General features: G+C 72.4%; 20 protein-coding genes. 10 read left to right on the top strand and 10 right to left on the bottom strand.

What is annotated here, in order from left to right:
- Positions 1–43: 43 nt before the first annotated feature.
- The 5 genes from ACLHRZ_RS32130 to ACLHRZ_RS32150 all read right to left on the bottom strand — a co-directional run bounded on the left by ACLHRZ_RS32130 (position 44) and on the right by ACLHRZ_RS32150 (position 5,074).
- Entirely contained in the window at positions 44–964 is a 921-nt protein-coding gene (locus tag ACLHRZ_RS32130; RefSeq protein ID WP_490422117.1) for a hypothetical protein, read from the bottom strand.
- Between the two features lie 108 nt (positions 965–1,072).
- Positions 1,073–2,281 carry a hypothetical protein gene (locus ACLHRZ_RS32135; protein WP_490422118.1) on the bottom strand — a complete coding sequence of 403 codons (1,209 nt, stop codon included), beginning with the start codon at positions 2,279–2,281 and terminating at the stop codon, positions 1,073–1,075.
- Positions 2,263–3,000 (bottom strand): ABC transporter ATP-binding protein, encoded by a 738-nt coding sequence (locus ACLHRZ_RS32140; RefSeq protein WP_490422119.1) that lies wholly within the window; start codon positions 2,998–3,000, stop codon positions 2,263–2,265. The genes ACLHRZ_RS32135 and ACLHRZ_RS32140 overlap by 19 nt, the downstream gene beginning before the upstream one ends.
- A gap of 215 nt (positions 3,001–3,215) precedes the next feature.
- The gene (locus ACLHRZ_RS32145; protein ID WP_490422143.1) at positions 3,216–4,595 is read right to left on the bottom strand and encodes an aspartate aminotransferase family protein; all 1,380 of its coding nucleotides are present in this window, start codon (positions 4,593–4,595) and stop codon (positions 3,216–3,218) included.
- Positions 4,580–5,074, bottom strand: coding sequence for an Lrp/AsnC family transcriptional regulator (locus ACLHRZ_RS32150; RefSeq protein ID WP_390776752.1), 495 nt, complete (start codon positions 5,072–5,074; stop codon positions 4,580–4,582). Before ACLHRZ_RS32150 ends, ACLHRZ_RS32145 begins: the two co-directional genes overlap by 16 nt.
- A 175-nt stretch (positions 5,075–5,249) precedes the next feature.
- Here ACLHRZ_RS32150 and ACLHRZ_RS32155 point away from each other — a divergent pair, with 175 nt between their 5' ends.
- Together ACLHRZ_RS32155 and ACLHRZ_RS32160 are read left to right on the top strand one after the other, a co-directional pair.
- Positions 5,250–6,701, top strand: a complete 1,452-nt coding sequence (locus tag ACLHRZ_RS32155) for a gamma-aminobutyraldehyde dehydrogenase (protein WP_490422120.1) — start codon at positions 5,250–5,252, stop codon at positions 6,699–6,701.
- A gap of 165 nt (positions 6,702–6,866) precedes the next feature.
- On the top strand, positions 6,867–8,054 hold the full coding sequence (locus ACLHRZ_RS32160) for a polyamine ABC transporter substrate-binding protein (RefSeq protein ID WP_490422121.1): 1,188 nt from the start codon (positions 6,867–6,869) through the stop codon (positions 8,052–8,054).
- Positions 8,055–8,064: 10 nt separating this feature from the next.
- On the opposite strand, the gene ACLHRZ_RS32165 is transcribed toward ACLHRZ_RS32160, so the two are convergent.
- Both ACLHRZ_RS32165 and ACLHRZ_RS32170 read right to left on the bottom strand, forming a co-directional pair.
- Positions 8,065–8,850 carry a glycerophosphodiester phosphodiesterase gene (locus ACLHRZ_RS32165; RefSeq protein WP_490422122.1) on the bottom strand — a complete coding sequence of 262 codons (786 nt, stop codon included), beginning with the start codon at positions 8,848–8,850 and terminating at the stop codon, positions 8,065–8,067.
- A 25-nt stretch (positions 8,851–8,875) separates the two neighbouring features.
- Positions 8,876–9,898: an adenosine deaminase gene (locus ACLHRZ_RS32170; RefSeq protein ID WP_490422123.1), complete on the bottom strand. Its 1,023-nt coding sequence runs from the start codon at positions 9,896–9,898 to the stop codon at positions 8,876–8,878.
- A 114-nt stretch (positions 9,899–10,012) separates the two neighbouring features.
- Here ACLHRZ_RS32170 and ACLHRZ_RS32175 point away from each other — a divergent pair, with 114 nt between their 5' ends.
- Positions 10,013–10,858: a DUF4190 domain-containing protein gene (locus ACLHRZ_RS32175; protein WP_490422124.1), complete on the top strand. Its 846-nt coding sequence runs from the start codon at positions 10,013–10,015 to the stop codon at positions 10,856–10,858.
- On the opposite strand, the gene ybiA is transcribed toward ACLHRZ_RS32175, so the two are convergent.
- Positions 10,804–11,418, bottom strand: coding sequence for a riboflavin biosynthesis intermediates N-glycosidase (gene ybiA, locus ACLHRZ_RS32180; RefSeq protein ID WP_490422125.1), 615 nt, complete (start codon positions 11,416–11,418; stop codon positions 10,804–10,806). The genes ACLHRZ_RS32175 and ybiA overlap by 55 nt on opposite strands.
- 145 nt (positions 11,419–11,563) lie before the next feature.
- On the opposite strand from ybiA, the gene ACLHRZ_RS32185 reads away from it, so the two are divergent.
- The 5 genes from ACLHRZ_RS32185 (at position 11,564) to ACLHRZ_RS32205 (ending at position 17,549) form a co-directional block, all read left to right on the top strand.
- Positions 11,564–13,078: a gamma-aminobutyraldehyde dehydrogenase gene (locus ACLHRZ_RS32185; RefSeq protein ID WP_490422144.1), complete on the top strand. Its 1,515-nt coding sequence runs from the start codon at positions 11,564–11,566 to the stop codon at positions 13,076–13,078.
- Between the two features lie 136 nt (positions 13,079–13,214).
- The gene (locus ACLHRZ_RS32190; RefSeq protein WP_490422126.1) at positions 13,215–14,381 is read left to right on the top strand and encodes an ABC transporter ATP-binding protein; all 1,167 of its coding nucleotides are present in this window, start codon (positions 13,215–13,217) and stop codon (positions 14,379–14,381) included.
- Complete coding sequence (locus ACLHRZ_RS32195) at positions 14,378–15,295, top strand: ABC transporter permease (protein ID WP_490422127.1); 918 nt, start codon at positions 14,378–14,380, stop codon at positions 15,293–15,295. Before ACLHRZ_RS32190 ends, ACLHRZ_RS32195 begins: the two co-directional genes overlap by 4 nt.
- Positions 15,295–16,101: an ABC transporter permease gene (locus ACLHRZ_RS32200; RefSeq protein ID WP_490422128.1), complete on the top strand. Its 807-nt coding sequence runs from the start codon at positions 15,295–15,297 to the stop codon at positions 16,099–16,101. Before ACLHRZ_RS32195 ends, ACLHRZ_RS32200 begins: the two co-directional genes overlap by 1 nt.
- Before the next feature lie 5 nt (positions 16,102–16,106).
- A complete protein-coding gene (locus tag ACLHRZ_RS32205; protein ID WP_490422129.1) occupies positions 16,107–17,549 on the top strand; it encodes an NAD(P)/FAD-dependent oxidoreductase in 1,443 nt (480 codons plus the stop codon).
- Here the strand turns inward: ACLHRZ_RS32205 and ACLHRZ_RS32210 are convergent.
- Together ACLHRZ_RS32210 and gabT are read right to left on the bottom strand one after the other, a co-directional pair.
- A complete protein-coding gene (locus ACLHRZ_RS32210) occupies positions 17,452–18,333 on the bottom strand; it encodes a phosphatase PAP2 family protein (protein ID WP_490422130.1) in 882 nt (293 codons plus the stop codon). The two genes, ACLHRZ_RS32205 and ACLHRZ_RS32210, sit on opposite strands and share 98 nt — an antisense overlap.
- Positions 18,334–18,440: 107 nt before the next feature.
- Entirely contained in the window at positions 18,441–19,790 is a 1,350-nt protein-coding gene (gene gabT, locus ACLHRZ_RS32215) for a 4-aminobutyrate--2-oxoglutarate transaminase (protein ID WP_490422131.1), read from the bottom strand.
- Between the two features lie 217 nt (positions 19,791–20,007).
- Here gabT and ACLHRZ_RS32220 point away from each other — a divergent pair, with 217 nt between their 5' ends.
- Together ACLHRZ_RS32220 and ACLHRZ_RS32225 are read left to right on the top strand one after the other, a co-directional pair.
- Entirely contained in the window at positions 20,008–22,140 is a 2,133-nt protein-coding gene (locus tag ACLHRZ_RS32220; RefSeq protein WP_490422132.1) for an ATP-binding protein, read from the top strand.
- 102 nt (positions 22,141–22,242) lie between these two features.
- Positions 22,243–23,826 carry a PucR family transcriptional regulator gene (locus ACLHRZ_RS32225; RefSeq protein ID WP_490422133.1) on the top strand — a complete coding sequence of 528 codons (1,584 nt, stop codon included), beginning with the start codon at positions 22,243–22,245 and terminating at the stop codon, positions 23,824–23,826.
- The last annotated feature ends 28 nt before the right edge of the window (positions 23,827–23,854 follow it).

Below are 23,854 nucleotides of genomic sequence, written 5' to 3' on the forward strand. Positions count from 1 at the left end.
CCCCGGCCCCCGGTATTCGCCCGCCCCCCGATTGCCCCGAACGCTATGACCTGGCCGGTTCGGGTTCCCGTTCCGGTTCCGGCGCGGCCGAGTGGCCCTCCGGTTCGCCGAACCACGCCACCGCCACTGCGCCCGCCACCGCCAGCAGGAAGCCCAGGATCGCCACCCATGCGAAGCCTTCGCGGGAGGCGTCGCCGAGCCACATGACGCCGATGATGCCGGGCAGGACCGTTTCGCCCACGACCAGGGCCGCCGTGGCGCCGTTCACCGAGCCGATCTGCAGGGCGACCGTGTGCAGGTACATGCCGACCGTGCCGGAGATGAGGATCGCGTAGAGGGCCGGGTCGGCGATGAGGGTCGGCAGGTCGAAGGGGTCGATGCCGTTCAGGATGCGTACGCCCACGCCGATCGCGCCGAAGCCGAGGCCGGACAGCAGGCCGGCGAGGATCGCGGCGCGCGAGCCCATCAGGCGCACCGCGATGGTGCCGCCGCCCATCAGCACGACGGAGATGACCAGCAGCCACCAGTGCGTGGACATCGCGGCGTCGCCGCTGCCCTCGTGGCCCGCCGCCGTGGCCAGCAGCACCAGGGCCGAGCAGACGACGCCGATGGATATCCGCTCCGGCCTGGTGAGCCGGATGCCCAGGAGCTTGATGCTCAGCAGGGCGGTGACGATGAGGTTGGCGCTGATGACCGTCTGCGAGAGGAACAGCGGCAGCATCCGTGCGGCCAGCGCGCCGAGCCCGAAGCCCAGGAAGTCCAGCACCGTGCCGACCATGAACTCCCAGGTCACCGCGGCCTTCGCGGTCGAGGAGAGGCTCGGTCCGCCGTGCTGGGTGGTCCCCGTGCCGGAGGCCGCTGCGGCCTCCCTGCGGGCCGACTTCCGCGAGCCCACGGCTTGCAGGACCGAGCCCGTGCCGTAACAGACCGAGGCCGCGACAGCCGTCACAAGGCCGATGATCACCAATTGCTCCGTTCACCCGAAAATCAGTACACCGTCGTGCCTGTAGCAGACGTGGATTTCGGGGCCGGAGTTGCTTCAAGTCAAGAACTGGTCAAAAGTCGTGATCAGTCAGCGGGTGAGCGGGAGCGCGGCCAGCTCCGCGACCGCCCAGGTCAGCGGCGTCAGCACGGCCAGCATCACGCACGTCCGCACGGCGGCCGCGCCGCGCAGCAGGGACAGTGGAATCCCCAGGCGCAGCAGGGCCGTCGTGGTCTCGCCGCGGGTCTGCCGGGCCTCCAGGGCCGCGGTGATCGCGGTGGCCGTGACGCAGGCCATCACCACGGCGGCCCCCAGGCCGGTGAGCGGACCGAACGGGCGGGGACCCGAGTTCTCCCAGGCCGCGCCGTAGAGCTCGACCGCGGCCAGGGCGCCGGAGGCGACCGCGCACAGCACGCCGAGCGGCCTGCCGATCCGGGTCGCGGCGTCCTGCAGTATCCGCCCGGCCAGCAGCCGCACGGCCCCCGGCCGTCCGGCGGCCAGCAGCGCCCCGCACCAGTGGGTCAGGCCCGGCCCGGCCAGCACCAGGCCGGCGCAGGCCAGCAGCCAGCCGCCGAGCAGGCCGGGGGAGGCGGATCCCTCCCGGCCCGGCAGCGCCAGCAGGGCGCCCGGCTCGGGCGCCGGGGCGTGGCCCACGTACGCCTCCAGGGCGAGGCCCGTCGCAATGACCGCGACGCCCCAGGGCAACCCGGCGTAGGTCGGCCGGGGTTCGCGGCGCGCGCCCTCCGCGGCACCCGGCCCGGCGGGCTCCGGGGCGCGGCCCGTGCGCTCCTTGCGCGGGCGCAGCAGCACGGCGCACGCGCCTGCTGCGAGCGCGGGCAGCAGGCCCAGCAGGGTGAGGGCCGCGCCCCACGGGAGCCCGGCGTCCGCATCCAGCAGATGCGCCGCCGCACCGCTGAGCGGGGTGCCGCCCAGGTCGCCGCGGAGTTCCAGGTAGACCAGGAGGGCGAGGCCGCTGCCGGCCAGGCAGGCCGCGGCGGTCGACGCCGCCGCGAGCAGCGACAGCTGCACCGGGCCGAACCCCGCCGCGTCCAGCCCGTCGCGCGGACGCGTCGCCGGGTCCGAACGGGCCACGGCGACCGCGAACTGCACCGCGGCGGCCAGCGGGATCACGCACCACAGCAGCCGCACCAGCGACTCCTCCGGCTGCCCGGGGTGCGCCACCGCGAACCCCAGCGTGCACAGCAGCAGGAAACCGACCCCCGACGCGGCCAGTGCGACCAGCAGCCGGCGCAGCAGGACGAGCGGGTGCGCCCCGCGTGCTAGGCGGAGACTGAGCACGCCGCTCTGCCCTCCCCCTCGGTCGCGTCCGGCACCGGGATTCCGCCGCCGCGGCGGCCGTCGACCAGCGTGACCGAGCGGTCGGCAAGTGCGCTGCTCTCGTCGTCCAGCGTGGCCAGGACGACCGTGATGTGGTGCGAGCGGGCGGCCGTGGTCAGGGTGCGCAGCACCTGGGCGCGGTCGGCGCTGTGCAGGGGGGCGGTCGGTTCGTCGGCGAAGACCACGGTCGGCTCGGCGGCCAGCGCGCGGGCGATGGCGATCCGCTGGCGCTGCGCCTGCGTCAGTGCACCGGGCTTCTTGCGCGCACAGTCACCGACGTCGAGCCGCTCCAGCCACTCCAGGGCCGTCTGTTTGGCCGCCCGGTGGGCCGTGCCCCGCACCAGCAGCGGGAGCGCCGCGTTCTCCCAGCCCGACAGCTCCGGGACCAGGTGCGGGGTGGAGTCGATCCACCCGAAGCGCTCGCGGCGCAGCCGCTCGCGGGCGGCGCGGGAGAGCGTGTGCACCGGTGCGCTGTTGAACCACACCTCGCCGGGGTCGGCCAGCAACTGGCCCGACAGGCACTTCAGAAGCGTGGTCTTCCCGGCGCCGCGCGGCCCCGTGACAGCCAGGACCTCGCCTTCGCGGACACCGATCGAGACGCCCGTGAGGGCGGGGGAACCGCTGTAGGAGTAGTGCAGGCCACGTGCCCAGAGCACGTCGTTGTCCGGCGGGGCCACCATGTGAAGCACACCTCGGGTCAATGAAGGGTCCGTTCCCCTGTCCGGGTGAACGAACCGGAGGCCATTGGGTCACTGGCACCGTACGGAACCGGGATCCTAGCCTCCGTCCAGGCTCGGCGCAGGAGACCGACTTTCCTCCCATCGGACTCATCCCATCGGTCCCAACCGCCCCGAGGACTACCCGTGTGCTGCGGCGGCCATGCGCCGGACGTCGATCAGATCCTCTCCCACGCCTCTGTCAGGACGCCGCGGACGATCTGTTCGATCTCGTCGAAGGTCGACTGGTCGGAGATCAGCGGCGGCGCTAGCTGGACGACCGGGTCGCCGCGGTCGTCCGCGCGGCAGTACAGCCCGTTCTCGAAGAGCTTCTTGGAGACGAAGCCGTAGAGCAGCCGCTCGCACTCCTCGGGCGTGAACGACTCCTTGGTGACCTTGTCCTTCACCAGCTCGATGCCGTAGAAGAAGCCGTTGCCGCGCACGTCGCCGACGATCGGCAGGTCGTGCAGCTTGGAGAGGGTGCCGTGGAACGCGGCCTCGTTGTCGAGGACGTGCTGGTTGAGGCCCTCGCGCTCGAAGATGTCGAGGTTGGCGAGCGCGACCGCCGCGGAGACCGGGTGGCCGCCGAAGGTGTAGCCGTGCAGGAAGGTGTTGCTGCCCTTGAAGAACGGCTCGGCGATGCGGTCGGAGACGACGGCGGCGCCGATGGGGGAGTAGCCGGAGGTCATGCCCTTGGCGCAGGTGATGATGTCCGGCACGTAGCCGAACTTGTCGCACGCGAACATGGTGCCGAGCCGGCCGAAGGCGCAGATGACCTCGTCGGAGACGAGCAGCACGTCGTAGGTGTCGCAGATCTCGCGCACGCGCTGGAAGTAGCCGGGAGGCGGCGGGAAGCAGCCGCCCGCGTTCTGCACGGGCTCCAGGAAGACCGCGGCGACGGTGTCGGGGCCCTCGAAGAGGATCTGCTGCTCGATCTGGTCGGCGGCCCAGCGGCCGAAGGCCTCGGGGTCGTCGCCGTGGATCGGCGCGCGGTAGATGTTGGTGTTGGGCACCTTGTGGGCACCGGGGACCAGGGGCTCGAAGGGGGCCTTGAGGGCCGGGAGTCCGGTGATGGCCAGGGCGCCCTGCGGCGTGCCGTGGTAGGCGACGGCGCGGGATATGACCTTGTACTTCATGGGGTTGCCGGTGAGCTTGTGGTACTGCTTCGCCAGCTTCCACGCGGTCTCGACGGCCTCGCCGCCGCCGGTGGTGAAGAAGACCTTGTTGAGGTCGCCCGGGGCGTAGTGGGCCAGCCGCTCGGCCAGTTCGACGGCCTTGGGGTGCGCGTAGCTCCACACGGGGAAGAAGGCGAGCTCCTGGGCCTGCTTGGCGGCCGCCTCGGCCAGCTCGGCGCGGCCGTGGCCGGCCTGCACCACGAACAGGCCGGCGAGACCGTCGAGGTAGCGCTTGCCGTGCTCGTCGTAGACGTAGGTGCCCTCGCCGCGCACGATGACGGGGACGGGGCTCTTCTCGTACGACGACATGCGGGTGAAGTGCATCCACAGGTGGTCGTAAGCGGTGGTGGAACGGTCCTTGCTCACGGCTATCGGGTTCCCCAGGTATAGGTCTGCTTGCGGAGCTTGAGGTAGACGAAGCTCTCCGTGGAGCGCACGCCGGGCAGGGTGCGGATCCGCTTGTTGATCGTTTCGAGGAGATGGTCGTCGTCCTCGGCCACGATCTCGATGAGGAGATCGAAGGAGCCCGCCGTCACCACGACGTACTCCACTTCGTCCATCGCCGTCAGGGCGTCGGCGACCGGGTCGAGGTCTCCCTCGACGTTGATGCCGACCATCGCCTGCCGCCGGAATCCCACGGTGAGCGGGTCGGTGACGGCGACGATCTGCATCGCGCCCTGGTCGAGCAGCTTCTGCACGCGCTGCCGGACCGCCGCTTCGGACAGTCCGACCGCTTTGCCGATCGCCGCGTAGGGGCGGCGGCCGTCCTCCTGGAGCTGCTCGATGATCGCCAGGGAGACGGCGTCGATCGGCTGCGTGCCGGTCACGCTCTTGAGGTCTGCGTTACGAGTGGCCACGGGCACCACTGTGCATGAGGACTCGGCTGTGTGACAAGCCCGGAGCGATGAAATTCGTTGTCTAGGATCTTATAAATCACTGATTCCGTTGTTCGAGTGGTGTGGGTATGTCGAAAGCGCGGCACGACTGACTAGGCTGGGCATCTCAGCAATCGGACAAGGACAGAAGGGGTGGCGCATTGTGACCACCGAGCTGCGTCGACTGCGCAACTACATCGACGGGGAGTTCAGGGACGCCGCCGACGGGCGGACCACCGACGTGGTGGATCCGGCCACCGGCGAGGCCTATGCGACCGCCCCGCTGTCCGGCGCCGCCGACGTCGACGCCGCCATGGCCGCCGCGCAGGCCGCCTTCCCCGTCTGGCGCGACCTGGTCCCCGGCGAGCGGCAGAAGGTCCTCCTCAAGATCGCCGACGCGATCGAGGCGCGCGCCGAGGAGCTGATCACGACCGAGTCCGAGAACACCGGCAAGCCCCTCGCGCTCACCCGCAGCGAGGAGGTCCCGCCGATGGTGGACCAGATCCGCTTCTTCGCGGGCGCCGCCCGGATGCTCGAGGGCCGCTCGGCCGGCGAGTACATGGAGGGGATGACCTCCATCGTCCGGCGCGAGCCCGTGGGCGTCTGCGCCCAGGTGGCGCCGTGGAACTACCCGATGATGATGGCCGTGTGGAAGTTCGCCCCGGCGCTCGCCGCAGGCAACACCGTCGTCCTCAAGCCCTCCGACACGACCCCCGCCTCCACCGTGCTGCTCGCCGAGATCATCGGCGGGGTGCTGGAGGAACTGGGCCACCCCAAGGGCGTGTTCAACGTCATCTGCGGCGACCGCGAGACGGGCCGGCTGATGGTCGAGCACCCGGTGCCCGCGATGGCCTCCATCACCGGCTCCGTGCGGGCCGGCATGCAGGTCGCCGAGTCCGCCTCCCGCGACCTCAAGCGCGTCCACCTGGAGCTGGGCGGCAAGGCGCCGGTCGTCGTCTTCGAGGACGCCGACATCGCCAAGGCCGTCGAGGAGATCTCCGTCGCGGGGTACTTCAACGCCGGCCAGGACTGTACGGCCGCGACGCGCGTGCTGGTGCACGAGTCGGTGCACGACGAGTTCGTGACGGCCCTGGCCAAGGCGGCCGCCGACACCAAGACCGGCCCGGCGGACGACGAGGACGTGCTCTACGGCCCCCTCAACAACGCCAACCAGCTGCAGCAGGTCTCCGGCTTCATCGAGCGCCTGCCCGCCCACGCCAAGGTCGAGGCCGGTGGCCGCCGGGTGGGGGAGAAGGGCTTCTTCTTCGCGCCCACCGTCGTCTCCGGCCTCAAGCAGGACGACGAGATCGTCCAGCGCGAGGTGTTCGGCCCGGTGATCACCGTCCAGTCCTTCGCCGACGAGCAGCAGGCCGTCGAGTACGCCAACGGCGTCGAGTACGCGCTGGCCTCCTCGGTGTGGACCAAGGACCACGCGCGGGCCATGCGGATGTCCAAGGCCCTGGACTTCGGCTGCGTCTGGATCAACACGCACATCCCGCTCGTCGCCGAGATGCCGCACGGCGGCTTCAAGAAGTCCGGCTACGGCAAGGACCTTTCCTCCTACGGCTTCGAGGACTACACGCGCATCAAGCACGTGATGACCTCGCTGGGCTGAGCCGGGACGAGGCCCCTGCCGGGCCGTGCCCGGTGCCGGCGGCGGGCGGGATATCATCGGCCCCCGCGCCGCCGCACCGGGCCCCGTCAGGGTGTCGGGCCGGACGGGCGGCTCCCGGACAGGACGTCCCTTGTCCGCCCCACCGTGACCAGCCATCCTGCCGGAATGCGAGAGAAGCCCGTGAAGCCCCTGTCCCGCCGGACCCTGCTGCGGGCGCTGGGCGCCGGCGCCGGGGCCGCCGCACTCGCCGGTTGCGGTGTGCCCGCCGCCTACGTCGCCCCGCGCGACCGGGCCGCGGCGGATCGTTCCGCCACGGACAGGCGGCTGGTCTTCGCCAACTGGCCGCTCTACATCGACACCGACGAGAAGGACCCGCAGCGCCGGCCGACGCTGGACGACTTCGAGAAGCGCACCGGCATCTCGGTGAAGTACACCGAGGAGATCAACGACAACGACGAGTTCTTCGGCAAGATCAGCCCGGCGCTGATGAACCACCAGCGGACCGGCCGGGACATCATCGTCGTCAGCGACTGGATGTGCGCCCGCTACGTCCGGCTCGGCTGGGTCCAGGAGATGGACCGGGACCGCCAGCCCCATGTCGCCCGCAACCTCGACCCGCTGCTGCGCAAGCCGTCCTTCGACCCCGGGCGGCGGCACACCGTCCCCTGGCAGTCGGGCATCACCGGCATCGCCTACAACCGCAAGAAGCTCGGCCGCGAGATCCGGCACACCTCGGACCTGTGGAAGGACGACCTGCGCGGCCGGGTCACCCTGCTGGCCGGGATGGACGAGGCCTTCTCCCTGCTGATGCAGGGCAACGGCACCGACGTCACCCGCTGGACCGCCGACGACTTCCACCGCATGGCCGACCGGCTGCGCGAGCTCGTCCGCACGAAGCACATCCGCCGCTTCACCGGCAACGACTACATCAAGGACCTGTCGTCCGGCGACGTGCTCGCCTGCCAGGCCTACTCCGGCGACATCATCCAGCTGCAGGCCGACAACCCCGACATCGAGTTCGTGGTGCCGGAGGAGGGGGCCGAGCTGTGGGCGGAGAGCATGATGATCCCGAACCTGGCGGCGCACAAGAGCAATGCCGAGCGGATCATCGACTACTACTACGAGCCGGAGGTGGCGGCCCGGCTGGCGGCCGCCGTCAACTACGTCTGCCCGGTGCCCGCGGCACGCGAGGTCCTGGCGGCGTCCAGGAACAAGGACGAGGCGGCCCTCGCGGAGAACCCGCTGGTCTTCCCGACGGAGGAGATGCGCAAGCGGCTCGCGACGGCACGGGACATGACGGCCAGGGAACGGCCCGAGTTCACGAGGACGTGGAACGAGATCGTGGGGCTGTGAGCGGGTGTCCTCAATCGCCGGACGGGCTGAAATCAGCCTGTCCGGCGATTGAGGACGAGCGGCGGAGCCGCGACAAGGGGGTCCGGGGGCGAAGCCCCCGGGAGGCCTCCACCGCGCGCAGGGTCCCGATGCGGTTCGTCGTGATCGAGTCGACCCCTGCGGCCAGCAGCCGCCGCATCGTGCGCCGCGTGTCCGCCGTCCACGCCGAGACCAGCAGGCCGTCCGCGTGGTTGCGGGCCACCAGCTCCGGACTCACCAGCCCGAAGCGGTAGTTGAGCCAGTGCGGCCGCACCTCCGCGAGGAGGTCCGGCCGGGGCGGGGCCAGCGTGGTCCAGGTCAGGACGATCTCCGCAGCGGTGTCCGCGCGGCGCACCGCGAGCATCGAGGGTGCGGCGCCGCAGTAGTAGACGCGCCCGGCCGCACCGGACGCGTGCACCTCGGCGACGGCAGCGGCGGCGGCCGACGGGTCGGGCAGGTCGATGAACAGCCGTGCCCCGTCGGCGACTTCGGCCGCCTCCGCGAGGGTCTCCCGCAGCGTCGGCACCCCGCCACCGGTCCGCTCGCGCACCTCGTCGGCGGTGAGCGCGCCCAGCGGCCGGTCCACGCCCCACAGCCGCTGCAGCGTCGCGTCGTGCAGCAGGACGGGCACCCCGTCGCGGGTCAGCCGGACGTCGATCTCCACCGCCCCGGCACCCGCCCGCACCGCGGAACGGATCGAGGGCAGGGTGTTCTCGCGGTGGACGTACGGGTCGCCGCGGTGGGCGACGGCGGTGAACGCGGTGGCCATGGTGCTCATTGTGGCGGATGCGGCGGGGCGGACGTCAGCCGCGCCAGGCCGCCGTGTAGGCGTCGATCTCCGCGGTGAGCGCCGCCCTGCCGGCCGCGTCCATGAACGAGGCCTCGACGGCGTTCTTGGCGAGGGCGGCGACGCCCGGGGCGTCGAGGTCCAGGAGGCGGGCGGCCACGCCGTACTCGGTGTTGAGGTCGGTGCCGAACATGGGCGGGTCGTCGCTGTTGATCGTCACCAGGACACCGGCGGAGACCATCTCCCGGACCGGGTGCTGCTCCAGGTCCTGCACGGCCCGGGTGGCGAGGTTGGAGGTGGGGCAGACCTCCAGCGGGATGCGGTGCTCCGCTAGGTGGGCCAGCAGCTTCGGGTCCTGCGGGGCGCTGGTGCCGTGGCCGATGCGCTCGGCGCGCAGCTCGGTGAGGGCGTCCCAGATCGTCTGCGGGCCCGTCGTCTCGCCGGCGTGCGGGACGCTGTGCAGCCCGGCCGCGATGGCGCGGTCGAAGTACGGCTTGAACTGCGGCCGCGGGACGCCGATCTCGGGGCCGCCGAGCCCGAACGAGACCAGGCCGTCCGGCTTCAGGTCGCACGCGATCCGGGCCGTCTCCTCGGCGGCCTCCAGCCCGGCCTCGCCGGGGATGTCGAAGCACCAGCGCAGCACCACGCCCAGCTCGGACTCCGCCGCCTTGCGGGCGTCCTCGATCGCCTCCACGAAGGCCGCGTCGGGGATGCCGCGGCGGGTGGAGCTGTAGGGGGTGACGGTCAGCTCGGCGTAGCGGATGTTCTGCCGCGCCATGTCGCGGGCGACCTCATACGTCAGCAGGCGCACGTCCTCGGCGTCGCGGATCAGGTCGACCACGGACAGGTAGACCTCGATGAAGTGCGCGAAGTCGCGGAAGGTGAAGAAGTCGGCCAGCGCCTCGGGGTCGGTCGGCACCGGGGAGTCGGGGTGCCGGGCGGCCAGTTCGGCGACGATGCGCGGCGACGCGGAGCCCACGTGGTGCACATGCAGTTCCGCTTTCGGCAGTCCTGCGATGAACGGGTCGAGTGCGGACATGCGGGCCTCCAGGGCTGTTGGCGCGGCTGGTGCGACTGCCCGTCATCGTATGCGGGGCGGGCACGGGGCCCTTCCTCAGGCCTTAGCATGACGGGGTACCGAGTGGGGAGGACCATGTCCGGCAAGGACGGCAACAGCGAAGCACAGCAGGAGCAGCGGGAGCAGAACCCGTGGGCTCCGCCCGGGGAACGGGTCTCGCTGGACAAACCGGACACCGCGGCGGTGCCACCGCAGGCGCCGGCCGGGGGAGAGGCCCCGGCAGCCGCTTCCGACGCCGCTCCGGTGCAGGACGCCGCCGCAGCCGCCGCCGTCGGCGACGGTCCGGCGGGTCAGGCCGGTCCCGTGGGTCAGGCCAGTCCTGCCGATCCTCCTGTTCCTGCCGGTCCGCAGGCCGTGCCGCCGATACCGCAGGCCCCGACCGGGCCGGGCACACCGAGCGCGTACCAGGGCGGGCCGTACGGCCTGCACCCCCAACAGCCCTACTGGCAGGGCGGCATACCCGGCCCGCACCCGCAGCACCCCCAAGGGCCGTACGCCCCCGGGCCGTACGGGTACGGGCAGCCGGTCTACGGCACCGCGTGGGGCGCCCCCGGCTGGCAGCCCGGGCCGAGGCCCGACAACGCCCTCGGCACCGCAGCCCTGGTGCTCGGCATCGTCGGCATCGTCTTCTCGCCGACGATCGTGTTCGGCGTCATCCTCGGGGTGCTGGCCATCGTGCTCGGCGCGATCGGCCGCAACAAGGCGAAGACCGGCCTGGCCGCCAACGGCGGGCAGGCGCTGGCCGGGCTGGTGCTCGGCGGCGCGGCGCTCCTCGCCACCGCACTGATGCTCGCCCTCTACATCACGGCCGCGAGCCACCACGGCAGCCGCCTCCCCGACGAGGACCCCGACGCCACCTACGGCGCCTATATGCACCGGCCGGCCGCGTCCGGACCGCTGATGCTCCCCGTCAGGCGCTGACGCGCCTCCATCAGGGCGAAGCCCAGCAGATTCAGCCCGCGCCACTGCGCGGGATCCTGCGCCCGCTCGTCGTCGGCGGCCAGCCCGATGCCCCAGACCCGGTCCAGCGGGCTGGCCTCCACCAGCACCCGGTCGCCCGTGCCCAGCAAGTAGGCGCGCAGCTCCGGGTGCTGTGCGAACTTGTGGACGCTGCCCTGCACGACCAGCTCGAAGCGGTGCCGGCGCCACTGCTCCTCGTCGAAGCCGCGCACCGAACGGCCCGCGTCCTTGGCCTGTTTGGGATGGGCCGCTGCCAGCGCCGCGGCCTCCGCCTCGGCGTCGCCGAAGAGCTGCGCCTTGCCCGCCATCATCCAGTGCTCGGCCGTGGCGTAGACCGTGCCGTCCACCGTGAAGGGCGACGGCCACCACTGGCTGAAGCACCCCGGACCCACGCTCCCGTCGCGGCGCGGGCGGTGCCCCCAGAAGTGCACGTACCTCACGCGCTCGCCCCGCCGGACGGCTGCCGTCAGCTCCGCCGCCGAACGGGCGGCGTGCGGTTGATTCTCCCCCGTGTCGTTCATGCCGGCCATTCTTGCAGCGACCTCTGACAACACACCGATTCCGTCGTCGAGTTAAGAAACTGCTACGGAATCCCTTGTTGTTACCGCATTGCTCTGTCAGGATCGGCAATCAATTCCGGTCGGTCGATGCGGAGGAGAGTGCGTGGTGCGGGAACGGTTCGACGCGGAGGGGCGCTTCACCGGGGGCGTCCAGTACATCGGCGGCCGGCTGCGGCCGGGCACCTCGGGCCGTGCGCACGCGGTCGTCGACCCCGCCACCGGCGCGGAGGTCCTGCGCTGCGAACTGGCCGGACCGGCCGACGTGGACGCGGCCGTGGCCGCCGCCGGGCGGGCCTTCCCCGGGTGGGCCGGGGCCACGCCGGGCGAACGCTCCGACGCGCTGCACCGCTTCGCCACCGAACTCGCCGCACAGGCACGGGACTTCGCGCACGCCGAGTCGCTCCAGTGCGGCAAACCCCTGCGGCTCAGCGCCGAGTTCGACGTCCCGGGCACGGTGGACAACACCGCCTTCTTCGCCGGGGCCGCCCGGCACCTGGAGGGCAGGGCGGCCGGCGAGTACAGCGCGGACCACACCTCGTACATCCGGCGCGAACCGGTCGGCGTCGTCGGTTCGATCGCCCCCTGGAACTACCCGCTGCAGATGGCGGCCTGGAAGGTGCTCCCCGCCGTCGCGGCGGGCAACACCGTCGTCCTCAAGCCCGCCGAACTCACCCCGCTCACCTCGCTGATGTTCGCGCAGGCGGCCACCGCGGCCGGCATCCCGGACGGCGTGGTCAACGTCGTCACGGGCGCCGGACCGGACGCGGGCGAACACCTCGTGCGCCACCCGGCGGTCGCGATGACCTCCTTCACCGGCTCCACCGCCGTCGGCAGACGCGTCGCCGAACTCGCCACCGCCTCCGTCAAACGCCTCCACCTCGAACTCGGCGGCAAGGCCCCCTTCGTCGTCTTCGACGACGCCGACCTGGAGGCGGCCGTCCACGGCGCCGTGGCGGGCTCGCTGATCAACACCGGCCAGGACTGCACCGCCGCCACGCGCGCGTACGTCCAACGGCCGTTGTACGAGGCGTTCGTCGCGGGAGTCGCCGACCTGATGGCCTCCGTCCGCCTCGGCGACCCCTTCGACCCCGCGACCGACCTCGGCCCGCTCGTCTCGCACGCCCAGCGGGACCGCGTCGCGGGGTTCGTCGACCGGGTGCGCACGTACGCCACCGTGGTCACCGGGGGCACGGCGCCCGGGGGCGAACTGGCGGCCGGTGCGTACTACCGGCCCACCCTGGTCACCGGTGCCCCGCAGGACAGCGAGATCGTCCAGGCCGAGGTCTTCGGCCCGGTGCTGGCCGTGCTGCCCTTCGACACCGACGACGAGGGCCTCGCTCTGGCCGGCGACACCCCGTACGGGCTGGCCGCCTCCGCCTGGACGCGCGACGTCTACCGCGCGGGCCGGGCCACCCGGGAGATCCGGGCCGGCTGCGTATGGATCAACGACCACATCCCGATCGTCAGCGAGATGCCGCACGGCGGCTTCCGGGCCTCCGGCTTCGGGAAGGACATGTCGGCCTACTCGTTCGACGAATACACGCAGGTCAAGCACGTTATGTACGACAACACCGCCATCGCCCGCAAGGACTGGCACCGCACCGTCTTCGGGGTGCGCTGAGCCCTCGGTTCAGGGGCGGTTCATCCGGTATCAGACACACATGTCCCCGGCAGCGGCACGCCCGTACAAAAGTGCACCCAGGCGTATGTCACTGTTACGTGTTCTCCGTCCCCGCGAACCCCCTGGACCCAGCCCCATGACGACCACCGCACCGGCCGGCACCAGCGGCACCGATGTCCGCCTCACCGGCATCAGCAAGGCCTACGGCTCCTTCACCGCCGTGCACCCCCTGGACCTCTCCGTCCCCGCGGGCTCGTTCTTCGCGCTCCTCGGTGCCTCCGGCTGCGGCAAGACCACCACGCTCCGCATGATCGCCGGCCTGGAGGAGCCCAGCACCGGCACCGTGGAGCTGGCCGGCAGGAACGTCACCGGTCTGCCCGCCTACAAGCGGCCTGTCAACACCGTCTTCCAGAGCTACGCGCTCTTCCCGCACCTGGACATCTACGAGAACGTCGCCTTCGGCCTGCGCCGCCGGGGCGTCAAGTCGGTGAAGAAACAGGTGGACGAGATGCTCGAGCTCGTCCAGCTCGGCGATCTGGCCCGCCGCAAGCCGCAGCAGCTCTCCGGCGGACAGCAGCAGCGCGTCGCCGTCGCCCGCGCCCTGATCAACCACCCGCAGGTGCTGCTGCTCGACGAGCCCCTCGGCGCCCTGGACCTCAAGCTGCGCCGCCAGATGCAGCTGGAGCTCAAGCGCATCCAGCACGAGGTCGGCATCACGTTCATCCACGTCACCCACGACCAGGAGGAGGCCATGACCATGGCCGACACGGTGGCGGTCATGAACGCCGGCCGGATCGAGCAGCTCGGCGCCCCCGCGGACCTCTACGAGACCCCGCGCACCACCTTCGTCGCCAACTTCCTCGGCACGTCCAACCTCATCACCGCCGACGTCCTCGACACGTCCGGCGACGACATCCTTCTGCGGGCCTCCCATACCAAACTCGCCCTTCCGGCGACACGATGTACAGCCGGCGCCCGCACGGGCGAGAAGCTCCTGGTCGGCATACGGCCGGAAAAGATCACGCTCACCCACGCCGACGACGCGGGCAGCATCCCCGACGGCCGCAACCGGATCACCGGCCGGATCACCGAGTCGAGCTTCACCGGCGTCGCCACCCAGTACCTCGTCGACAGCCCCGCCGCCTCCGGCCTGTCGGTCTACGAGCAGAACATCGAGCGCGACTCCCGCCTGGTCCCCGGCGCCGAGGTCGTCCTGCACTGGAACCCCGGCCACAGCTTCGGCCTGGACGCCGCCCAGAACATCGAGGCCGGCACCGACGTGGAAGCGGAGGGCGCAGGATGACCCTCACGACCACCGCCGGCGAGCAGACGGCGTCCAGTGCCGGCACCGCCCGCCGCAAGAAGCTCGTCCCCTACTGGCTGCTGGTCCCCGGCATCCTCTGGCTGCTCGTCTTCTTCGCCGCCCCGCTCGTCTACCAGGCCTCCACCTCCCTGCAGACCGGATCGCTCGAAGAGGGCTTCAAGCTCACCTGGCACTTCGGCACCTACGCCGACGCATTGAGCGAGTACTACCCGCAGTTCCTGCGCTCGGTCGGCTACGCGACCGCCGCCACCGCGCTGTGCCTGCTGCTCGGTTACCCGCTGGCGTACCTCATCGCCTTCCGCGCGGGCCGCTGGCGCAACCTGCTGATGATCTTGGTCATCGCACCGTTCTTCACCAGCTTCCTGATCCGCACCCTCGCCTGGAAGACGATCCTGTCCGACGGCGGCATGGTCGTCTCCACACTCGACTCGCTGCACGTCCTCGGCCTGACCGACGCGCTCGGCCTCACCGAGGGCCACCGGGTGCTGGCCACCCCGCTCGCCGTCGTCTGCGGACTGACCTACAACTTCCTGCCGTTCATGATCCTGCCGCTCTACACCTCGCTGGAACGCATCGACAGTCGGCTCCACGAGGCCGCCGGCGACCTCTACGCCCGGCCGTTGACCACCTTCCGCAAGGTGACCTTCCCGCTGTCCATGCCGGGCGTCGTCGCCGGCACGCTGCTGACGTTCATCCCCGCCGCGGGCGACTACATCAACGCCGAACTGCTCGGCTCCACCGACCAGAAGATGATCGGCAACGTCATCCAGTCCCAGTTCCTGCGCGTCCTGGACTACCCGACCGCAGCTGCCCTGTCCTTCATCCTCATGGCCGCGATCCTCGCCCTGGTCACGCTCCACATCCGCAAGTCCGGGACGGAGGAACTGGTCTGATGGCTCCTCTGGCCACCCCCGCACGCTGGCTGCGCCGCCACCTCGTGGTGATCGCGGGCCTGGGCACGCTCGGCTATCTGCTGCTGCCCAACGTCGTCGTGACGGTCTTCTCCTTCAACAAGCCCAACGGCCGCTTCAACTACCAGTGGCAGCGCTTTTCCACGGACGCCTGGACGCACCCCTGCGGCGTCGCCGACCTGTGCGGCTCGCTCTCGCTCAGCCTGCGCATCGCCGTCTGGGCCACGTTCGGCGCGACCGTCCTGGGCACGGCCATCGCCTTCGCGCTGGCCCGCTACCGGTTCCGCGCCCGCTCGGGCGTCAGCACCCTGATCTTCCTGCCGATGGCCATGCCCGAGGTCGTCATGGCCGCCTCGCTGGCCACCCTCTTCCTCAACATGGGCATCAGCTTCGGCTTCTGGACCGTCCTCATCGCCCACATCACCTTCTGCCTCAGCTTCGTGGTGACGGCCGTCAAGGCCCGCGTGATGAGCATGGACCCGCGCCTGGAGCAGGCCGCGCAGGATCTCTACGCCTCCCCGCTGCAGACCTTCCTGCGGGTCACCCTGCCCATCGCCGCCCCCGGCATCGCCGCGGGCGCGCTGCTCTCCTTCGCCCTGTCCTTCGACGACTTCATCATCACCAACTTCAACGCCGGCTCGAGTGTGACCTTCCCCATGTACGTCTGGGGAGCCGCACAACGGGGCACCCCCGTTCAAATCAATGTCATCGGAACGGCGATGTTCGCCATCGCCGTGCTGTGCGTCCTCGCCGGACAACTGGTCGGGAGACGCCGAAAAAGGAGCTGAGAACCATGGCCTCCAGTGCCATGCTGCATTCTTCCGGGGGAAACCCCCGGCCCCCCGCTGCCAAAGCACTTTCCGATGCCGCACTGCGGCCCTACTGGCTCGACGACCCCTCCCGGCCGGACGCACTCCCCGCGCTCGTCGGCGACGAACACTGCGACCTGCTCGTCGTCGGCGGCGGCTACTCCGGACTGTGGACCGCGCTCCTCGCGAAGGAGCGCGCCCCCGGCCGGGACGTCGTCCTCATCGAGGCCCAGGAGACCGCCTGGGCCGCCTCCGGCCGCAACGGCGGCTTCTGCTCCGCCTCCCTCACCCACGGCTGGGCCAACGGCGCAGCCCGCTGGCCCGACGAGCTCGTCAAACTTGAACAGCTCGGCCATCACAACCTCGACGCCCTCGAAGCCGACCTCGTCCGGCACGGCATCGACTGCGACTTCGAACGCACCGGCGAGATAGACGTCGCCACCGCCCCGCACCAGGTCCTGGAGCTCCAGGAGGCCGCCGAGGAGGCCGCCTCGCTCGGCGTGACCGGCCACGAATTCCTCGACCGCGACGCCCTGCGCGCCGAAGTGGACTCCCCGACCTTCCTCGGCGGCCTCTGGAACCGCACCGGCGTGGCCATGCTGCACCCCGCCCGGCTCGCCTGGGGCCTCAAGCGCGCGTGCCTCCGCGCCGGAGTGCGGATCTACGAGCACACGCCCGGCACCCGGTTCTCCTCGCGCGGCGCCGGGGTGGCCGTGGGCACGCCCTACGGCCGCGTCTTCGCCCGGTACGCCGCCCTCGCGACCAACGCCTTTCCCAGCCTGGTGAAGCGCCTGCGCCCGTACATCGCACCGGTCTACGACTACGCCCTGATGACCGAGCCGCTCACGGCGGAGCAGCTCGCCTCCGTGGGCTGGAAGCGCCGCCAGGGCCTGAGCGACAGCGCCAACCACTTCCACTACTTCCGCATCACCGCGGACGGCCGCATCCTGTGGGGCGGTTACGACATCGTCTACCGCTACGGCGGCGGCGTGCGCGCCGAGTACGACCACCACCCGGCCACGTACCAGCGCCTGGCCGAGAACTTCTTCCACTGCTTCCCGCAGCTGGACGGTGTGCGCTTCACGCACACGTGGGGCGGAGCGATCGACACGTGCTCGCGCTTCTCGGCGTTCTTCGGCACCGCGCACGGCGGCCGGGTCGCCTATGCGCTCGGCTACACGGGACTGGGCGTCGGCGCGACGCGCTTCGGCGCGGAGGTGATGCTCGACCTGCTGGCCGGCGAACGCACCGAGCGGACCGGCCTGGAGATGGTGCGCAGCAAGCCGCTGCCGTTCCCGCCGGAGCCGGTGCGGTCGATGGGCATCGGCATCACCCAGTGGGCGATGACGCGCGCCGACCACAACGGCGGCCGGCGGAACCTGTGGCTGCGCGCGATGGACAAAGTGGGGCTCGGTTTCGACAGCTGAGGGCCAGCCCCCACAGCACCATCCCCGCCACGCACCACGCCCCCGCCACGTCCAGCGGCCAGTGGTAGCCGCAGCGGACCAGGCCCGCGCCGACGGCGGCGTTCAGCAGCGCGTACCCGGCGGCGGCCCACCGGGAGCCCCGGAACAGCAGCAGCACGGCGGCCCCGTACGCCACCGCCGCCGTGGCCGCGTGGCCCGACGGGAAGAAGCCCTCGTGGACGCCGGCCATGGGCGGCGGGCCGGGGCGCGCGATCCAGGTCTTGAGCGGGACGACCAGTGCCGGCACCGCCGCCATCGCCAGTGCGGCGGCGAGCGGCGGCAGCCACGGCCGGGCCGCGGAGCGCCGGAAGCGCAGGAACCACACGAGCACGGCAGCGACGAGGACCGGCACCGCCACCGTCGCGTTGCCCAGGTCGGCGAGGAAGCCGGCGAGGGGCCGCGGAAAGGCGGAGCCGGCGACGGCCCGGCCCAGGCGCTCGTCGAGCGTGCGCAGCGGGCCGTGCGCGGCGACCTGCCAGGCCGTCAGCGCGAGGACCAGCACGCAGGCGAGGGGGAAAACGCGAGAAGACGGCGACCCCGGAACCGGGGGGATGGTTCCGGAGTCGCCGTTCCGGCCGTCGGACCGCGCGCCCCGGGGGGTGTGGAACGAGCGGCCGTTCGATCGGTGAGGATGCCCGGGGCCTGCGGCCCCGGTGGTGTGCGCGATGGCACGGACCGACCGGCGCTGGGGAGGCACCGGCTCGGCGTCGCCCGCAGTCTCCTGCGGGCCGGGTGTTGCGTTCATCTGAAGAAACCGTACGGCAGGCAAGAGGGGGCGGAGAAGCCGGATCACCCGTCCACCACCCGCCCCGCACAGGTTCTTCACTCACTCACAAGGGGCGCACATGGGGCTCACAGACGCGCGAACGCCGCCTCGATGATGTCCAGGCCCTCGTTCAGCAGGTCCTCGCCGATGACCAGCGGGGGCAGGAAGCGCAGCACGTTGCCGTAGGTGCCGCAGGTGAGCACGATCAGGCCCTCCGCGTGGCAGGCCTTCGCCAGCGCACCGGCCGCCGCGGCGTCGGGCTCCTTCGTGCCGGGCTTCACCAGCTCGATGGCGATCATGGCGCCGCGGCCGCGGATGTCTCCGATGCCGGCGTGCTTCTCCTGCATGGCCGCCAGGCGGCCCTTCATGATCTCCTCGATGCGCTTGGCCTTGGCGTTGAGGTCCAGCTCGCGCATGGTCTCGATCGAGCCGAGCGCCGCCGCGCACGCCACCGGGTTGCCGCCGTAGGTGCCGCCGAGGCCGCCCGCGTGCGCCGCGTCCATGATCTCCGCGCGGCCCGTGACGGCCGCCAGCGGCAGACCGCCCGCGATGCCCTTGGCGGTGGTGATCAGGTCGGGGACGATGCCCTCGTCCTCGCAGGCGAACCACTGGCCGGTGCGGCAGAAGCCGGACTGGATCTCGTCCGCGACGAAGACGATGCCGTTGTCCTTGGCGAACTGCGCGATCGCCGGGAGGAAGCCCTTGGCCGGCTCGATGAAGCCGCCCTCGCCGAGCACCGGCTCGATGATGATCGCGGCGACGTTGTCCGCGCCCACCTGCTTGGTGATCATGTCGATGGCCGCGGCGGCCGCCTCGGGACCGCAGTTCTCCGGGCCGGTCGGCCAGCGGTAGCCGTAGGCCAGCGGGGCGCGGTAGACCTCGGGCGCGAACGGGCCGAAGCCGTGCTTGTACGGCATGTTCTTGGCGGTGAGCGCCATCGTCAGGTTCGTCCGGCCGTGGTAGCCGTGGTCGAAGACGACGACCGCCTGGCGCTTGGTGTACGCACGGGCGATCTTGACCGCGTTCTCGACGGCCTCCGCACCGGAGTTGAACAGCGCCGACTTCTTGGCGTGGTCGCCCGGCGTCAGCTCGGCGAGCTGCTCGCAGACCTCCACGTAACCCTCGTACGGGGTCACCATGAAACAGGTGTGGGTGAAGTCGGCGAGCTGTGCGGACGCGCGGCGCACCACGGCCTCCGCGCTGGCGCCGACCGAGGTCACGGCGATGCCGGAGCCGAAGTCGATCAGGGAGTTGCCGTCCACGTCCTCCAGGACGCCACCGCCCGCGCGGACGGTGAACACCGGCAGCGTCGAGCCCACGCCGCCGGCCACCACGGCGGTGCGGCGGGCCTGGAGCTCCAGCGACTTCGGGCCGGGGATCGCGGTCACGAGGCGGCGCTCCTGGGGGAGGGCCGCGCCTCCGGTCTTGTCGGTCATGAGGGGCTCCCGAGGGGTGGATGGACGGGCTTTCCCCCGCAGGCTAGGGGCGGCGGCCGCAGCCGGGCATGTTCCGTTCGGGAGAAGTACGCGCGTCGCGTTGTCCGTACCGGATATGGCGGACCGGCACGGCGGGGAAAACGCCGGTAGGTTGAGCCGGTCGGAGACGTCGGACACACGCGGGCGCGAGAGGGCCGGCGGGGGGCGAGGGGCAGTGATGGACACCGAGGGCACGCACGACGCACCCGGCACCCGGCACGACCGGGTGCCGCGCCCCCCCGAGCCGCCCGCCGCACCACCGGTGCCACCGCGCCCCGCCGCCCTGCCCGAGGCGCCCGCCGGCCCCGTCGTGCCGCCGCCGTTCCTCACCTGGCTGCGCACCCCGCGCCCGGCCGCCGAACCCGGCATCTGGCGCTACGGGCACCGGCCCAAACCGCCGGAGGAGCCCGACCGCATCCCCGGCCGGCAGCTGTTCAGCGGCGCGCTGATCTCGCTGCTCTGCGGCTGGCTGCTGTGGTCCCTGCTGTGGAACGGCTACCTCGGCAGCTACTGGGTGTGGCCGCTGTACGCGCTGACGCCCGACTCCTGGCACCACGGCATGGTCGCCGTCTGGACCGTCTACATCTACTACGGCCTCTGCCTGCTCGTGCTCGTCGTCGTCTTCGGCCGCCTCGGCCGCTGGCCCCAGGTCTGGCGCCGCTGGGCCGTGCCCGCCCTGCGCCGGCTGTGGGACGACTCCGGCAACCCGCCGCCGGTCGCCCCCGCGCCGCAGGAGGACCCCGCCGAGTGGCCGCTGCTGCGCGCCGCCGGGGCGCACGACGCCGCCGACCGGCTGGCGGCGGACGCGCAGGCCGGGCTGATGAGCGACGTCGACCACGCCCGCATCGAGCGCGCCTGGCAGTCCGTCCGCAGCCGGCCCGGCCGCCTCGCCTCCTTCACCGACACCGTGCTGCGGCACGGTGCCGCGGCCTGCGCCCACCCGTCGGGCGCGCGCGACCTGCCCGTACGCGCCGCCCCGCACGACCTGATCACCCGTCAGGTACGGCTGGGCGCCGCTGCCGTGGACCCGCGCAACCCCTACGAGCACCGCGGCGCGGGCTGCGCCCTCGACCCCGCCCTGCTCGGCACGTCCCTGCTCGCCGTCGGCCCGCCCGGCTGCGGCAAGACCGCCCGCCTGGTGCGGCCCGTCCTGGAGTCCCTGTGCCTGCAGTCCCTCGCCGGGCGGGCCGCGGTCGTCGCCGTCGGCGCGGCGGGCGCACCGCTCGCCCCGGACGAGGCCTTCGACGTCGTCGTGAAGATCGGACGCCCCGACTCCGCCTACGACCTCGACCTGTACGGCGGCACCGACGACCCCGACGAGGCGGCCGGCGTCCTCGCCGAGGGCCTCGTCGGCGACCTCGCCCCCGGCACCCCCGGCGAGGACGGCCGGCGCGCCGCCACCGCCCTGGCCCAGCTCCTCGGCCCCTTCCGGGCCGTCCACGGCCGCTTCCCGTCCGTCCCCGAACTGCGCGAACTGCTCGACGGCTCCGCCGCGGCCCTCGACACGCTGCGCGCCGCGCTCAAGACGGGCGGGCACGACGCGCTCGCCCGCGAACTCGACGCGCGCGAACGGCAGGCACAGCGCCCCGGCGACGCCGGATCCCTGCTCGCCGACCGGCTCGCCCTCCTCGACCGGCCCGCCTTCGCCGGCTTCTTCGGCACCTCCGACCCCGCCCGCACCTTCTCGCTGCGCGCCCTCGAACACCCGCTGCGCGTACGGATCGACCTCCCCGAACGCGGGCACGCCGAGGCCTCCCGGATGCTCGCCCGGCTCGTCCTCGCCCAGTTCACCGAGTGCGCCGCCGGGCGCGCCGACCGCTCGCTGTTCGCCTGCCTCGTCCTCGACGACGCCACCCGCACCGTCACCCCCGAGTCCGTCCGCGGGCTGCAGCGGCTGCGCTCCGCCCACGCGGGCGCCGTGCTCACCCTGCGCACACTCGACGACGTGCCCGAGACGCTGCGCAGCGCCCTGCTCGGCGCGGTCGGCTGCCGGATGGCCTTCTCCGGCGTGACCACCTGGGACGGTGCGCGCTTCGCCGAGGTGTGGGGCAAGGAGTGGGTCGAGGCCCGCGACGTCACCGACCGGCAGATCATCGCCCACGAGCCGTTCACCCGGGCCACGCACGTCGTGCGGCGCATCGTCACCGGCCGGGCCGTCACCGCGCAGTCGGTGACCGTCCGCAAGGTGGAGCGGGAGCGCTGGTCCGCGTCCGAGCTGGCGCACGGGGTGCCCGCCGGGCACGCGGTGCTGTCCGTGACGTCCGTGCGCGGCGAGAGCGCGCCTCCGGTGCTGGTGGACCTGGAGGGGTGACTCCTTGGTGACATGTCGCCCATTGCTCCACTGAGGCAGAATCGGTGACAGCCGTTCATACGGGACGGCAGTGTTCTTTCAGGTTGCTCCACCGAAGGTGCCATGCCCCCCACGCTCGCCTCGCTCGTCCACCACTCCGCGCTCAAGCTCGGCGTCCTCGCCGGGCGGGACCGGCTGGACACGCCCGTCCGCTGGGCGCACGTGAGCGAGCTGCCCGACCCCGTGCCGTGGATGGACGGCGGCGAACTGCTGCTGACCACCGCCCTGCAGATCGACGCCGAGGACCCGGCGGCGGCCCGCGGCTACGTCCACCGCCTGGCCCGGGCCGGGGTCGTGGGCCTGGGCTTCGCGGTCGGCGTCAACTACGAGCAGGTGCCCGGGGCGCTCGTCGAGGCGGCGGAGGCCGAGGGGCTGCCGCTGCTGGAGGTGCCCCGCCGCACCCCGTTCATCGCCATCACCAAGGCCGTCTCCGCGGCCATCGCCGCCGACCAGTACCGGGCGGTGACCGCGGGCTTCGAGGCCCAGCGCGAACTGACCCGCGCCGCACTGGGCCCCGAGGGGCCCGCCGCCCTCCTGGCCCGGCTCGCCGCTCACCTCGACGGATGGGCCGCGCTGTACGACGCCTCCGGCGCCGTCGTGGCCGCCGCGCCCGACTGGGCGGCACGCCGGGCGGCCCGGCTCGGCGTGGACGTCGGGCGCCTGAAGGAGAAGCCCGCGCCCGCCACGGCGGTCGTCGGCTCCGTGACCGAAGGGGCCGACGAGGAGGGCGGCGACCGCGTCGAGCTGCAGTCCCTCGGCTCCGGGCGGCGCGCCCGGGGCGTGCTGGCCGTCGGCACCGGCGCACCCCTGGGCACGGCCGAGCGCTACGCGGTGCAGTCCGCGATCGCACTCCTCACCCTCACCACCGAGCGCTCCCGCGCGCTTCAGGACGCCGAACAGCGGCTCGGCGCGGCCGTGCTGCGCATGCTGCTCGCAGGGGAGCCGGACCATGCGCGCGCCGTCGCGGGGGAACTGTACGGAACCCTGCTGGACGCGCCCTTCCGGGTGCTCGTCGCCGAGGCCGCGGCTCCTGCGGAGGGCTCGGGCGTCGTTGCGCCGGCCGATCCGCTCGGGGCGCTGGCGGATGCGGTGGACACCGCGGCGAGCCGGGGGGCCGAGGCGGTACTCGCCGTCCCCGAGGGCGGGCGGCTCGTGGTCCTCGCGCCCGACGAGGGTGCGGCGGTGGCCGTGTGCGCAGGGATCCCCGGCGTCGCGGTGGGGCTCTCCGCACCGGCGGGACCGGCGGGGGCCGCGGCCGCGCACCGGCAGGCCGAACAGGCCCTGTCCGTGGCCCGGCGTCGGGGCCGCGCCCTGGTGGAGCACGAGGACGTCGCCGCCGGCTCCGTTCTGCCGCTGCTCGCCGACGACGCGGTACGGGCCTTCGCGGACGGCATGCTGCGGGCCCTGCGGCAGCACGACGAGACCGGGCGCGGCGACCTGGTCCGCTCGCTCCACGCGTGGCTCTCCCGCCACGGCCAGTGGGACGCCGCTGCCGCGGATCTGGGGGTGCACCGGCATACGCTGCGCTACCGCATGCGGAGGGTCGAGGAGATCCTCGGCCGGTCGTTGGACGACCCCGACGTGCGGATGGAGCTGTGGCTGGCCCTCAAGGCGACGGGGTCGCCATCCGGTGCGGGGGAGGCCTGACCGCACCCCGGTGGGGGTCGAGGGGGCG

The sequence above is a fragment of the Streptomyces sp. AM25 genome, assembly GCF_058146165.1.

Excerpts from the sequence above, each read along its gene's own strand:
- ACLHRZ_RS32140 (WP_490422119.1), bottom strand. The coding sequence starts at position 3,000 with ATGGTGGCCCCGCCGGACAACGACGTGCTCTGGGCACGTGGCCTGCAC.
- ACLHRZ_RS32160 (WP_490422121.1), top strand. The coding sequence starts at position 6,867 with ATGCGAGAGAAGCCCGTGAAGCCCCTGTCCCGCCGGACCCTGCTGCGG.
- ACLHRZ_RS32165 (WP_490422122.1), bottom strand. The coding sequence starts at position 8,850 with ATGAGCACCATGGCCACCGCGTTCACCGCCGTCGCCCACCGCGGCGAC.
- ACLHRZ_RS32170 (WP_490422123.1), bottom strand. The coding sequence starts at position 9,898 with ATGTCCGCACTCGACCCGTTCATCGCAGGACTGCCGAAAGCGGAACTG.
- ACLHRZ_RS32175 (WP_490422124.1), top strand. The coding sequence starts at position 10,013 with ATGTCCGGCAAGGACGGCAACAGCGAAGCACAGCAGGAGCAGCGGGAG.
- ybiA (WP_490422125.1), bottom strand. The coding sequence starts at position 11,418 with ATGAACGACACGGGGGAGAATCAACCGCACGCCGCCCGTTCGGCGGCG.
- ACLHRZ_RS32190 (WP_490422126.1), top strand. The coding sequence starts at position 13,215 with ATGACGACCACCGCACCGGCCGGCACCAGCGGCACCGATGTCCGCCTC.
- ACLHRZ_RS32195 (WP_490422127.1), top strand. The coding sequence starts at position 14,378 with ATGACCCTCACGACCACCGCCGGCGAGCAGACGGCGTCCAGTGCCGGC.
- ACLHRZ_RS32200 (WP_490422128.1), top strand. The coding sequence starts at position 15,295 with ATGGCTCCTCTGGCCACCCCCGCACGCTGGCTGCGCCGCCACCTCGTG.
- ACLHRZ_RS32205 (WP_490422129.1), top strand. The coding sequence starts at position 16,107 with ATGGCCTCCAGTGCCATGCTGCATTCTTCCGGGGGAAACCCCCGGCCC.
- ACLHRZ_RS32210 (WP_490422130.1), bottom strand. The coding sequence starts at position 18,333 with ATGAACGCAACACCCGGCCCGCAGGAGACTGCGGGCGACGCCGAGCCG.
- gabT (WP_490422131.1), bottom strand. The coding sequence starts at position 19,790 with ATGACCGACAAGACCGGAGGCGCGGCCCTCCCCCAGGAGCGCCGCCTC.
- ACLHRZ_RS32220 (WP_490422132.1), top strand. The coding sequence starts at position 20,008 with ATGGACACCGAGGGCACGCACGACGCACCCGGCACCCGGCACGACCGG.
- ACLHRZ_RS32225 (WP_490422133.1), top strand. The coding sequence starts at position 22,243 with ATGCCCCCCACGCTCGCCTCGCTCGTCCACCACTCCGCGCTCAAGCTC.